General features: G+C 70.8%; 9 protein-coding genes. 5 read left to right on the forward strand and 4 right to left on the reverse strand.

Going from position 1 to position 12,988, the window contains the following annotated elements; translation table 11 throughout:
- Nucleotides 1-150: 150 nt before the first annotated feature.
- Together ACFV2J_RS30740 and ACFV2J_RS30745 are read right to left on the reverse strand one after the other, a co-directional pair.
- A complete protein-coding gene (locus tag ACFV2J_RS30740; protein ID WP_385085700.1) occupies nt 151-1,038 on the reverse strand; it encodes an alkaline phosphatase family protein in 888 nt (295 codons plus the stop codon).
- A gap of 184 nt (nt 1,039-1,222) precedes the next feature.
- On the reverse strand, nt 1,223-1,738 hold the full coding sequence (locus ACFV2J_RS30745; RefSeq protein WP_385085698.1) for a pyridoxamine 5'-phosphate oxidase family protein: 516 nt from the start codon (nt 1,736-1,738) through the stop codon (nt 1,223-1,225).
- 189 nt (nt 1,739-1,927) lie between these two features.
- Here ACFV2J_RS30745 and ACFV2J_RS30750 point away from each other — a divergent pair, with 189 nt between their 5' ends.
- Complete coding sequence (locus tag ACFV2J_RS30750) at nt 1,928-4,924, forward strand: bifunctional [glutamine synthetase] adenylyltransferase/[glutamine synthetase]-adenylyl-L-tyrosine phosphorylase (RefSeq protein ID WP_385441688.1); 2,997 nt, start codon at nt 1,928-1,930, stop codon at nt 4,922-4,924.
- A gap of 293 nt (nt 4,925-5,217) precedes the next feature.
- Here ACFV2J_RS30750 and ACFV2J_RS30755 read toward each other — a convergent pair whose 3' ends face one another.
- Nucleotides 5,218-6,078 carry a phosphatase PAP2 family protein gene (locus ACFV2J_RS30755; RefSeq protein ID WP_385096946.1) on the reverse strand — a complete coding sequence of 287 codons (861 nt, stop codon included), beginning with the start codon at nt 6,076-6,078 and terminating at the stop codon, nt 5,218-5,220.
- Between the two features lie 110 nt (nt 6,079-6,188).
- Nucleotides 6,189-7,223: a LacI family DNA-binding transcriptional regulator gene (locus ACFV2J_RS30760; protein ID WP_381919864.1), complete on the reverse strand. Its 1,035-nt coding sequence runs from the start codon at nt 7,221-7,223 to the stop codon at nt 6,189-6,191.
- Nucleotides 7,224-7,688: 465 nt separating this feature from the next.
- Between ACFV2J_RS30760 and ACFV2J_RS30765 the strand changes: the two genes are divergently transcribed.
- The 4 genes from ACFV2J_RS30765 (at nt 7,689) to ACFV2J_RS30780 (ending at nt 12,907) form a co-directional block, all read left to right on the forward strand.
- On the forward strand, nt 7,689-8,963 hold the full coding sequence (locus tag ACFV2J_RS30765; RefSeq protein WP_385096941.1) for an extracellular solute-binding protein: 1,275 nt from the start codon (nt 7,689-7,691) through the stop codon (nt 8,961-8,963).
- Nucleotides 8,964-9,072: 109 nt separating this feature from the next.
- Nucleotides 9,073-10,077: a carbohydrate ABC transporter permease gene (locus ACFV2J_RS30770; RefSeq protein ID WP_385098004.1), complete on the forward strand. Its 1,005-nt coding sequence runs from the start codon at nt 9,073-9,075 to the stop codon at nt 10,075-10,077.
- Nucleotides 10,078-10,090: 13 nt separating this feature from the next.
- Nucleotides 10,091-10,999, forward strand: a complete 909-nt coding sequence (locus ACFV2J_RS30775) for a sugar ABC transporter permease (protein ID WP_385098007.1) — start codon at nt 10,091-10,093, stop codon at nt 10,997-10,999.
- Nucleotides 11,000-11,227: 228 nt separating this feature from the next.
- Nucleotides 11,228-12,907, forward strand: a complete 1,680-nt coding sequence (locus tag ACFV2J_RS30780) for a glycoside hydrolase family 13 protein (RefSeq protein WP_385441696.1) — start codon at nt 11,228-11,230, stop codon at nt 12,905-12,907.
- Nucleotides 12,908-12,988: the final 81 nt, after the last annotated feature.

A 12,988-nucleotide genomic window follows, 5' to 3' on the forward strand; every position in this document is an offset into this window, starting at 1 on the left:
GCCGCGCCCCCCCCGGCCCGACACACCCCCCCCCGCCCGCCCGCCGCCCGCGGCGGCCCCCCGCCGCGCCCCCCCCCCCCGCGCGGCGCGCGCCCCCCCTCTTCCGCGGACGTCGCACGCGCACCGGCGCGGCTGTCCGCCACATACATGTCAGGACGTCCAGATGCCGGTGATGTCCTTGCCGGAGGCGGCGTTGCCGGCGTGCGGCAGGCCGTGCATGTCCTCCAGGGTGTGCAGCAGGTCGTAGTGGTTGTAGGTGGTGGTGGACGAGGATCCGGCCGTCACCTGCTGGCCGTAGAGCACCGTGGGGATCTTGTTGCCGCTGAGCCGGTTGTCCTCGTCGAAGGTGACGACGAGCAGGCTGTTGTGGGTCTTGGCCCAGGTGGCGTAGGCGCCCAGGTTGTTCTTCAGCCAGGTGTCCCCGGAGGACACCGAGCAGTCGTGCATGTCGCTGCACAGGTTCGGGACGACGAAGGAGACCTGCGGCAGCGTCGTGTAGTCGGCCGGGAACTGCGTGAAGGTCTTCGCGCTCGACGTCGGCACGTTGCTGAAGCCGAACCACGGGTTGTGCTTCTGCGCGTACTTGCCGCTGCTGCACGTCGTGGAGCCCTGGCTGGGCAGCGTCTCGTTGTAGCTCGCCCAGGTCCTGCCCGCGGCGATCAGCTCGGAGGCGAGGTTCGGCGCGGAGGAGAAGCCGGGCCTGACGCAGCTGTCGTCCGTGACGCCCTGGGTGGAGCCGGAGAACAGGGCGTAGTAGTTGGGCTGGCTCGGGTGCGTCTCGGCGAAGGACTGGGAGAGGTTGGCGCCCCCGGTCCTGAGCGAGTTGATGTACGGGGCGCTGGAGGAGCCGATCACCTGGCTGTACGCGTGGTTCTCGAAGACCACGACGACCACGTGGTCCGGGGTCGGGACCCCGGCCGCGGCATGCGCGGTGGTGGACCCGCCGAGCCCGGTCCACAGTCCGGCCGCGGCCGCGGTGAAGGCGAGGGCGGACGCCACGACGGCACGGCGGCGGCGGTACAGGTTTCTGCCGGACACTTCAGACCTCCGGTGGGGGGGAGAGGTGACGGTGACGATGACAGTGCGAACAGAGCATGTACACGCCAGCATTCGACCGCCTCACGGCACCCGGCCCGGAGGGTGAAGACCTGGTGAACTGCCCGCTTCACCGTCCCTTCGGCGCCCCCGCCCCCCCCGGGTCCCGCCTCCTCCCGGCCGTACGTCAGGCGAAACGCCAGCGCGTCTGGCTGAACGGCTCGCCCTTCCCGAAACCGAACGCGGTCCGCGGCGCCACGGCGAAGACGAACGCGGGACCGTACCTGTCCTGGAACGCTCCGTCCTCGCGCACCTCGAAGCGCCACGCGGCGCCGTACTTCCCCTCCCACGCCTCGGCCAGATCCCGCAGCCGGGCCACGTCGGTCACCCGGACCGCCTCGCCCTCGACGACGAGGTCGCAGCCCTCCGCCCAGGTGTTCACCCCGGTGGTGAGGACGACGTACGGGTTCTCCGCCAGGTTCAGGGCCTTGCGCTCGCCCGCCCCCGTGGCGAAGTGCAACGCCCCGTCCCGCCAGACGCCCAGCAGCGGGGTCACGTGCGGGCGGCCGTCCGGCCGCACCGTCGACAGCCAGTACAGCTCGGCCGCGGCCAGCCGGTCCACGGCCTCCGGCCAGGGGGTCGCCGCCGCCCCCGGACTGCTGTAGCGGGTGTCGACGTCGGTCCTCGGTGATGTGTCCGTCATGGGCTCTCCTCCTGCGCCGACCGTGGGTTCTCCCCCTGCGACGCCATGGTCCCGCCCAGGAGGAGTCCTCGCACGCCCCGGCGCTTCCGCACGCCTCTCCGGTTAGGCTCGGGCTCGTACGACCTTGATCGGACCGGCTGCGACGCTGACCGGACCGGTGGTGCGACTTCGATCCGAGGGAGGCCGAGGATGACGGCGCCGGGGCGCAGAAGCAGTACCTTCACACGGCTGCTGCGGCACGGTTTCACCGATCCCTCGGCGGCCGAGCGGCTCCTGGAGAGCGACCAGCTCGCGCCCATAAAGGCCGATCCGGTGCTCCTCGACGCGCTCGGGAAGACCGCCGACCCGGACCTCGCGCTGCTCGGACTGGTCCGGCTGGTCGAGGCGCAGGGCGGGCGCACGGCCGAGCGCGAACTCCTCGACACCCTGGTCGCCGCCAAACCGCTGCGCGACCGGCTGCTCGGTGTGCTCGGTGCCTCCGCCGCGCTCGCCGACCACCTCGCCCGCCACCCGGGCGACTGGCAGGAACTCGTCACCTACGAACCGCAGGACCTGCACCCCGGAGTGGCGGAGTTCGAGCGCGGACTCGCGGAGGCGGACGACCCCGTCTCGCTGCGCGTCGCCTACCGGCGCTGTCTGCTGTCCATCGCCGCACGCGACGTCTGCGGCACCACCGACCTCGCCCAGACCGCCGCCGAACTCGCCGACCTCGCCACCGCCACGCTGCGCGCGGCCCTCGCCATCGCCCGCCACGCCGCGCCCGGCGACGCCGCGCTGTGCCGGCTCGCCGTCATCGCGATGGGCAAGTGCGGCGGACACGAACTCAACTACGTGTCCGACGTCGACGTCATCTTCGTGGGGGAGGCGGTCGACGGCGCCGACGAGGGCAAGGCGATCCAGGCCGCCACCCGGCTCGCCGCCCACATGATGCGGATCTGCTCCGAGACGACCGTCGAAGGAAGCATCTGGCCCGTCGACGCCAACCTGCGGCCCGAGGGACGCAACGGGCCGCTGGTCCGCACGCTCAGCAGCCACCTCGCCTACTACCAGCGCTGGGCCAAGACCTGGGAGTTCCAGGCACTGCTCAAGGCGCGGCCGGTGGCCGGCGACATCGAACTCGGCGCGGAGTACGTGGCCACGCTCGCGCCGCTCGTCTGGCACGCCGCCGAACGCGAGAACTTCGTCGCCGACGTCCAGAAGATGCGTCGCCGGGTGGTCGAGAACATCCCCGTCGCCGAGGTCGACCGGGAGCTGAAGCTCGGACCGGGAGGACTGCGGGACGTCGAATTCGCCGTGCAGCTCCTTCAGTTGGTGCACGGCCGGGCCGACTCCTCGCTGCGCAGCGGCACCACGCTCGACGCCCTGAAGGCGCTCGCCGCGGGCGGCTACGTGGGGCGCGCCGACGCCGTCCAGCTCGACGACTCGTACCGGTTCCTGAGACTGATGGAGCACCGCATACAGCTCTTCCGGCTGCGGCGGACCCATCTGGTGCCGGAGGACAGCGCCGATCTGCGCCGCATCGGACGGTCGTTGGGCCTGCGCGTCGATCCGGTCGCCGAGCTGAAGCGCGAGTGGAAGCGGCACCGGGCCGTGGTGCGGCGCCTGCACGAGAAGCTCTTCTACCGGCCGCTGCTCGACGCCGTCGCCCAACTCGCCACCGGCGAGGCCCGGCTGAGCGCGGACGCCGCCCGGGAGCGGCTCGTCGCGCTCGGATACGCCGACCCGGCCGCCGCGTTGCGGCACCTGGAGGCGCTGGCCTCCGGCGTCTCGCGCAAGGCGGCCATCCAACGGACCCTGCTGCCCGTGCTGTTGGGATGGTTCGCGGACTCCGCCGAACCCGACGCCGGCCTGCTCAACTTCCGCAAGGTGTCGGACGCGCTGGGCAAGACCCCCTGGTACCTGCGGCTGCTGAGGGACGAGGGCGCGGCGGCCGAGAACCTCGCGCGGGTGCTGTCCGCGGGGCGGCTCGCCCCCGACCTGCTGATGCGCGCCCCGGAGGCGGTCGCGCTGCTCGGCGACGGCGACGGCGGCGGACTGGAGCCGCGCGCCCGCGCGCACCTGGAGCAGGAGGTGCTCGCGGCGGTGGGGCGGGCCGCCGGGGGTGAACAGGCGGTCACCGCCGCGCGCGGGGTGCGGCGGCGGGAGCTCTTCCGGACCGCCGCGGCCGACATCGTCGCCTCCTACGGCACCGAGGAGACGCCCGTCGTCGCCGACCAGGGCGCGCTCGTGGACCAGGTCGGCGGCGCGGTCTCCGACCTGACCGCGGCGACGCTCGCGGGAACGCTCCGGGCCGTGGTGCGGGACGGGTGGGGGGACACCCTGCCCACCCGGTTCGCGGTGATCGCGATGGGACGGTTCGGGGGGCACGAGCTCGGCTACGGGTCCGACGCGGACGTGCTCTTCGTGCACGAACCCCGGGAGGGCGTGGACGAGCACGAGGCGTCACGGGCCGCCAACGCCGTCGTGTCCGAGATGCGGCGGCTGCTCCAGGTGTCCAGCGCGGATCCGCCGTTGCTGATCGACGCGGATCTGCGGCCCGAGGGGAAGTCCGGGCCGCTCGTACGGTCGCTGAAGTCGTACGAGGCGTACTACCGGCGGTGGTCGCTGGTGTGGGAGTCGCAGGCGCTGCTGCGGGCCGAGTTCGTGGCCGGCGACGAGGACCTGGGGCGCCGGTTCATCGAGCTCGTCGATCCGCTGCGGTACCCGGCAGAGGGGCTGGGCGAGGACGCCGTCCGGGAGATACGGCGGCTGAAGGCCCGGATGGAGTCGGAGCGGATGCCTCGCGGGGCGGACCCGACGCTGCACACCAAACTGGGGCGGGGCGGCCTGTCCGACGTGGAGTGGACGGTGCAGCTGTTCCAGCTGCGGCACGGGTGGGACGAACCGGGGCTGCGGACGACGCGGACGCGGGAGGCGCTGGCGGCGGCGTGTGCGGCCGAGCTGGTGTCGGGGGAGGACGCGGCGATCCTCGACGAGGCGTGGGTGCTGGCCACGCGGGTGCGTAACGCGGTGATGCTGGTGCGGGGGCGGGCCGGGGACACGTTTCCTTCCGACGGGCGGGAGCTGGCTGCCGTGGGCCGGTACTTGGGGTACGGGCCCGGTCACGTGGGCGACATGCTCGACGACTATCGGCGGACCACTCGGCGGGCTCGGGCCGTGGTGGACGAGCTGTTCTACGGGGCGTGAGATCGCCGGGTGCCGGGTGCCGGGTGCCGGGTGCGGGTCCGGTGCCGGGTTCGGTGCGGGCGGTGGTGGGGCGGGGCCGTGCCGGTACGTCGAGCCCGTCGCCGCTGGATCAGACGTGGGCCGGGCATGGGAGCCGTTGCTCGATCCGGGCGTAAGCGACGGGCTGCGACGTACCGGCACGGCCCCTCGCGTGCGTCGTCGGGTGTGGGGCCGTGGTGGTTCACGGTCTGGTCGGCCCGATTCGGACGTGACGGTACGGGCCCCTCGCGTGCGGGCGCGCACGGGTGGTGTCGTCAGGCCTTCAGGGGGAGCAGCGGGGCGCCGCGGGTTCCGGGGACCCAGCGTGGGAGTGCGTACGGCGCGGCGCCGTACCAGAGGCGGGTCACCGTGAAGCCGAAGGCCAGGCAGAGCAGGCCGCCCACCGCGTCCAGCCAGAAGTGGTTGGCGGTGGAGACGATGACCAGCAGGGTGGCCGCCGGGTAGAGGAGGCCCAGGATGCGGGCCCACGGCGCCGAGGCCAGGGCGAAGATCGTCAGGCCGCACCACAGCGACCAGCCGATGTGCATCGACGGCATCGCGGCGTACTGGTTCGACATGTGCTTGAGGTCGCCGGAGGCCATCGAACCCCAGGTGTGGTGGACGACGACCGTGTCCACGAAATGGCCGCCGTTCATCAGGCGGGGCGGGGCGAGCGGGAAGAAGTAGTAGCCGACCAGGGCCACCGCCGTCGTGGCGAACAGGGCCAGGCGCGCCGCCGCGTAGCGGCCGGGATGGCTGTGGTACAGCCAGACCAGGACGGCCAGGGTCACCACGAAGTGCAGCGTCGCGTAGTAGTAGTTCATCCCGATGATCAGCCATGTCGCCGAGTTGACGGCATGGTTGACCGACTGCTCGACCGCGATCCCGAGATGGTGCTCCAGGCGCCAGATCCAGTCGGCGTTGCGCAGGGCCTTGCCCCGCTGCTCGGGCACGGCGTTGCGGATCAGCGAGTACGTCCAGTAACTCGCGGCGATGAGCAGGATCTCGAACCAGAAGCGGGGGCGACGCGGCGTCCGCAGACGGCGCAGGAAGTCCCTACCCGCGCGGTCCTCCGCGACGGGGCGTGGAGCGGCCCGGTCCTGGCCTTCCAGTGTCGTCACGGTCGTCTCACCCATAGGCACGAAGTCTGCCAGAAAAGCGTTCCGCGACCGATCATCCCTTGGACGGGTCCTGGCCGCACGTTCTACACCGAACGGACGGCTACGAGTGGCGTAGGGAATCCCTCTCAGGGACGATTCCGGTCCCCAGGGGCCGAAGCGGTCGAACCGCGCACCACCAGTTCCGGCATGAACACGAACTCACTGTGCGGTGCGGGGGTCCCCCCGATCTCCTCCAGCAGCGTTCGCACCGCCGCCTGCCCCATGGCCGGCACCGGCTTGCGGATCGTCGTCAGGGGCGGGTCGGTGAAGGCGATCAGCGGCGAGTCGTCGAAGCCCACGACGGATATGTCCTTCGGTACGTCCAGACCGCGCCCGCGCGCCGCCCGTATCGCCCCGAGGGCCATCATGTCGCTGGCGCAGACGACCGCCGTGCAGTCCCGCTCGATGAGCGCGGCGGCCGCGGCCTGCCCGCCCTCCAGCGTGTACAGCGAGTGCTGGACCAGTCGCTCCTCGACGTCGGCGGGAGCGAGCCCCAGCTGCTCCTGCATCGTGCGCACGAAGCCCTCGATCTTGCGCTGCACGGGCACGAAACGCTTGGGACCCAGCGCGAGCCCGATGTTCGTGTGCCCGAGCGAGACGAGGTGCGTGACCGCCAGGTCCATCGCCGCGCGGTCGTCGGGCGAGATGAACGGCGCCTGCACCTTCGGCGAGAACCCGTCGACCAGGACGAAGGGGACCCCCTGGGCGCGCAGCTGCTCGTAGCGCTGCATGTCCGCCGAGGTGTCCGCGTGCAGTCCGGAGACGAAGATGATGCCTGCGACGCCGCGGTCCACCAGCATCTCGGTCAGCTCGTCCTCGGTGGAGCCGCCGGGGGTCTGGGTCGCGAGGACGGGGGTGTAGCCCTGGCGCGTCAGGGCCTGCCCGATGACCTGCGCCAGCGCGGGGAATATCGGGTTCTCCAGCTCGGGGGTGATCAGGCCCACCAGGCCCTCGCTGCGCTGCCGCAGCCGGACCGGGCGCTCGTAGCCCAGCACGTCGAGCGCGGCCAGGACGGACTGGCGGGTGGTCGCGGCGACGCCGGGCTTCCCGTTCAGGACGCGGCTGACAGTCGCCTCACTGACCCCCGCCTGGGCTGCGATGTCGGCAAGCCGTGTGGTCACGGGATGGGACTGTACCTGCCGGTTCTCGCCCTGCCCACCAACCAGACGCCGTGTGCGGGCGGTTGATCGGCCCGCTCCGGGCTGCTGCGTCATCGCGCTCCCTCGTGTTCTGGTCGGCTCGGCGTCCCGGGCGTGCGCCGCGGGAAGGGGTGGCTCCTGCAAGCGCTGACGGGCCGATGATCCCCGTACCGCGTGGGTATGGCAAGAGCTTGCAGAGTCTTGCACAGGGGCCTGCCGCCTGCTGAACGGCCTCGGACAAGGGTTTCCGTACCATCGCCACCCGGTCACGGGCGAGTAACTCTCGGCAGTCCTTGCACTTTTTTGCTGCAAGGTCTTTCGCGCCGCTTACAACGCTGTTACGTTCACGTCGCCCGGCGGACGCAACGGCGCAGTCGGCAAGTCGGCAAGGGGAGCGGGCGGGACCGCTTCCCCACCCACTCGGGCTTTCACCCTCAAGGAGATCTCATGCGGCGTGGCATAGCGGCCACCGCGCTGGTGGCGTCCCTCGCCCTCGCGGCGACGGCCTGCGGCGGCAGTGACAGCGGCAGCGACAAGTCGGACGGCCCCACCACCATCACCTGGTGGGACACCTCCAACGCCACCAATGAGGCGCCGACGTACAAGGCACTGGCCCAGCAGTTCGAGAAGGCCAACCCGGACATCAAGGTCAAGTACGTCAACGTCCCCTTCGACCAGGCGCAGAACAAGTTCGACACGGCCGCCGGTTCCAAGGGCGCCCCGGACATCCTGCGCTCGGAGGTCGGCTGGACCCCGGCGTTCGCCAAGAAGGGCTTCTTCCTGCCGCTGGACGGCACCGAGGCCCTCGCGGACCAGGCCAAGTTCCAGCCCAGCCTGATCGAGCAGGCCAAGTTCGACGGCAAGACGTACGGTGTCCCGCTGGTGACCGACACCCTCGCGCTCGTCTACAACAAGGCGCTGTACAAGAAGGCCGGCATCACCGAGGCCCCCAAGACCTGGGACGACCTGAAGAAGGCCGCCGCCACGATCAAGCAGAAGACGGGCGTCGACGGCTACTGGGGCTCGACGCAGGCCTACTACGCGCAGTCGTTCCTCTACGGCGAGGGCACCGACACCGTCGACGCCGCCGCCAAGAAGATCACCGTGAACTCGGCCGCCGCGCAGAAGGCCTACGGGACCTGGCAGGGGCTGTTCTCCGGCAAGGGTCTGCACAAGGCCGACACCACCGCCGACGCCTACGCCCACATCCAGGACGCGTTCGTCAACGGCAAGGTCGCCTCGATCGTCCAGGGACCCTGGGAGATCACCAACTTCTACAAGGGCTCGGCCTTCACGGACAAGACCAACCTCGGCATCGCCACCGTCCCGGCCGGCTCCACCGGCAAGGCGGGCGCCCCGACCGGCGGCCACAACCTCTCGGTCTACGCCGGGTCCGACAAGGCCCACCAGACGGCGTCGCTGAAGTTCGTGAAGTTCATGACCTCGGCCGCCTCGCAGGCCACGATCGCGCTCAAGAACTCCACGCTGCCCACCCGTGACGACGCCTACACCGGCGATGTCAAGGCCGACCCGGGCATCGCCGGGTACCAGACCGTGCTCGCCGCCGCCCAGCCGCGGCCGGCGCTGCCCGAGTACAGCTCGCTGTGGGGCCCGCTCGACACCGAGCTGCCGAAGATCGCGGGTGGCAAGGAGTCCCTGGACAAGGGCCTGAGCAACGCCGAACTGGCGATCGCCAAGCTGGTCCCGGACTTCAGCAAGTGAGTCCGTGTGGCCGTCGGATCCCCTCCCGGGCCCCGGGGGACGGGAGGGGATCCGACGGCCACCGGCGTGAGCACGGCCCCAACCCTGAACTTCCAGAAGGTGTCGAACCATGACAGTCGCCATCGACCGAGCGACCGGAAAGCGTGTCGGTGACCGCGGGTCCCGCCCCGGTCCGCTCCAGCGTCTCAAGCGCGGGTACCAGAAGTACTGGTACGCGTACGCGATGATCGCCCCGGTGGTCGTCGTGCTCGGCGGACTGGTGCTGTATCCGCTGGTGCGGGGCCTCTACCTGACGCTCACGGACGCCAACAGCCTCAACTCCGCGCGCACGATCGGCGTCAACCACATCGACGCCACCTACAAGTTCATCGGCCTCGACAACTACAAGGACATCCTGTGGGGCCCGACGTCGTACGACCGCTTCTGGTCGCACTTCATCTGGACCATCGTGTGGACGGCGCTCTGTGTCGCCCTCCACTACTGCATCGGGCTGGGCCTCGCCCTGCTGCTCAACCAGAAGCTGCGCGGCCGCACCTTCTACCGGCTGCTCCTGGTGCTGCCCTGGGCCGTGCCGACGTTCGTCACCGTCTTCGGCTGGCGCTTCATGCTCGCCGACGGCGGCATCATCAACTCCATGCTCGACGCGGTGCACCTGCCGACGCCGCTGTGGCTGGAGGACACCTTCTGGCAGCGGTTCGCGGCGATCATGGTCAACACCTGGTGCGGTGTGCCCTTCATGATGGTCTCGCTCCTCGGCGGCCTGCAGTCCATCGACGGCACGCTGTACGAGGCCGCGGAGATGGACGGCGCGAACGCCTGGCAGCGGTTCCGCTTCGTCACCCTTCCGGGCCTGAGGTCGGTCAGCTCCACCGTCGTCCTGCTCGGCATCATCTGGACGTTCAACCAGTTCGCCGTGATCTTCCTGCTGTTCGGCAACACCGCCCCGGACGCGCAGATCCTCGTCACCTGGGCCTACTACCTCGGCTTCGGGCAACAGCCACGTGACTTCGCGCAGTCGGCGGCCTACGGCATGCTGCTGCTGGCCATCCTGATCGTCTTCACCTCCTTCTACCGCCGCTGGCTGAACCGCAATGACCAGCAGCTCGCGATCTGAGGCGGGAGTCTCCATGAGTACCACCACCCTTCGGACGTCTCCGGCCGACCAGGTCCCCGGGCCCGGGGAACCGTCCGTCCCGCCCCGCAGGCGCGGGGAGCGCGGGCTCGTCGGCTCGCTCACCTCGCACGGCATCCTGATCGTCGCGAGCCTGATCGCGCTGTTCCCGATCGTCTGGCTGGTCTTCCTGTCCCTCGGCCCGGACAAGGACGACTACCTGCACCCCGGACGCATCTGGGACAAGATGACGTTCGACAACTACACCTTCGTGCTCCAGCACACGAACTTCTTCGAGTGGATGAAGAGCTCGCTCATCGTCTCGCTCGGCACCACGGTCATCGGTGTGCTGGTCGCGGCGACCACCGGCTACGCGGTGTCCCGCATGCGCTTCCCCGGCTACCGGAAGTTCATGTGGGTCCTCCTGGTCACCCAGATGTTCCCGATCGCCGTGCTCATCGTGCCGATGTACGAGATCCTCTCGGACCTCCAGCTCATCGACAGCTACGTCGGTCTCGTCCTCGTCTACTGCTCGACGGCGGTGCCCTACAGCGCCTGGCTGCTCAAGGGCTACTTCGACACCATCCCGTTCGAGATCGACGAGGCCGGACGCGTCGACGGACTGAGCCCCTTCGGCACCTTCTTCCGGCTGATCCTGCCGCTCGCCAAGCCGGGCCTGGCGGTCGCCGCCTTCTACAACTTCATCACCGCTTTCGGCGAGGTCGCGTTCGCCTCCACGTTCATGCTCGACGACTCGAAGTACACCTTCGCGGTCGGCCTCCAGAGCTTCGTCAGCGAGCACGACGCGCAGCGCAACCTGATGGCCGCCACGGCGGTGCTGATTGCGATACCCGTCTCGGCGTTCTTCTACCTCGTGCAGAAGAACCTCGTCACCGGTCTCACCGCCGGCGGAACGAAGGGCTGACCCGCCCGGAAGCCCCCAGGCTCCCGCGCGCTCGCCGCGCGCGGGTGGCGGCCGCGGTGTCCATCCGACCCCGCCGGCACCGCGGCCGCCTCGTTCCGCCACCCCGACGACGCACCTCCCTCCCCGAGCCCCGGGCCTCGCCCCGGGCGAAGGGGGAGACCCCACCTCGAACTCCTCCCCATGCCCGGCTCCGGCCGGGCGGGGGACCCCCACCGCATCAAGGACGCCATGAGCCAGCACTCCGCCGACCAGGCCCCGAACTCCGCCCTCGCCACCGTCGCCACCCGTCGCGACTGGTGGCGCGACGCGGTGATCTACCAGGTCTATCCGCGCAGCTTCGCCGACAGCAACGGCGACGGCATGGGCGACCTGGAGGGCGTACGTTCCCGACTGCCCTACCTGCGCGACCTCGGTGTGGACGCCGTGTGGCTCAGCCCCTTCTACGCCTCCCCGCAGGCCGACGCCGGATACGACGTGGCGGACTACCGGGCCGTCGACCCCATGTTCGGCAGCCTCCTGGACGCCGACGCCCTCATCCGTGACGCCCACGGCCTGGGCCTGCGGATCATCGTCGACCTCGTTCCCAACCACTCCTCCGACCAGCACGAGTGGTTCAAGCGCGCCCTGCGCGAGGGCCCCGGGTCCGACCTGCGCGACCGCTACCACTTCCGCCCCGGCAAGGGCGCGGACGGTGAACTGCCGCCCAACGACTGGGAGTCCATCTTCGGCGGGCCCGCCTGGACCCGGGTCACCGAGCCGGACGGCACCCCGGGCGAGTGGTACCTGCACCTCTTCGCGCCCGAGCAGCCGGACTTCAACTGGGAACACCCGGCCGTGGGCGACGAGTTCCGCTCGATCCTGCGGTTCTGGCTCGACATGGGCGTCGACGGCTTCCGCATCGACGTCGCGCACGGACTGGTGAAGGCGGAGGGACTGCCCGACCTCGGCGACCACGACCAGCTGAAGCTGCTGGGCAACGATGTCATGCCGTTCTTCGACCAGGACGGTGTGCACGAGGTCTACCGGCAGTGGCGCACGATCCTCGACGAGTACTCCGGCGAGCGCATCTTCGTCGCCGAGGCGTGGACGCCCACCATCGAGCGCACCGCGAACTACGTCCGCCCCGACGAGCTGCACCAGGCCTTCAACTTCCAGTACCTGGGCACCCACTGGGACGCGGCCGAGCTGCGCTCGGTGATCGACCGCACCCTCGACGCGATGCGCCCGGTCGGCGCCCCCTCCACCTGGGTGCTGTCCAACCACGACGTGACCCGGCACGCCACCCGGTTCGCCAACGAGGCGGGCCTCGGTACCCAGATCCGCACCGCGGGCGACCGGGAGCTCGGGCTGCGCCGGGCCCGCGCGGCGACCCTGCTGATGCTGGCGCTGCCCGGCTCCGCCTACCTCTACCAGGGCGAGGAGCTCGGCCTGCCCGACGTCGTCGACCTGCCCGACGAGGTGCGCCAGGACCCCGCCTACTTCCGGGGCGCCGGCCAGGACGGGTTCCGCGACGGCTGCCGGGTGCCGATCCCGTGGACCCGGACGGGTTCCTCGTACGGCTTCGGCGGCGGAGGCAGCTGGCTGCCGCAGCCCGCCGAGTGGGCGGAGCTGAGCATCGAGGCGCAGACCGGCGTGGCGGGCTCCACGCTGGAGCTGTACCGCGACGCGCTCGCCGTGCGGCGTGAGCGGTCCGACCTCGGGGCGGGCGACAGCGTCGGCTGGCTGGACGCGCCCGACGGTGTGCTCGCCTTCCGCCGGGGCGCGTTCGTCTGCACCGCGAACACCGGGAGCGAGTCCGTGACCGTCCCGGCGTACGGCAGGGTGCTCGTCGCGAGCGGCGAGGTGACCCTGTCGGGGGACGGCGAGGCGACGCTGCCGGCCGACACGACCGTGTGGTGGGCAGCCTGACCCTCCCGCCACGACGGCTGAGTGGTGGGGGCGGGGGGAGCGCGCCGCGGGGCCCCCGAGTTTAAGAGTGTGTAAAAAAAA

The organism is Streptomyces sp. NPDC059668 (genome assembly GCF_042734135.1).
In the GTDB taxonomy this organism is placed as follows: domain Bacteria; phylum Actinomycetota; class Actinomycetes; order Streptomycetales; family Streptomycetaceae; genus Streptomyces.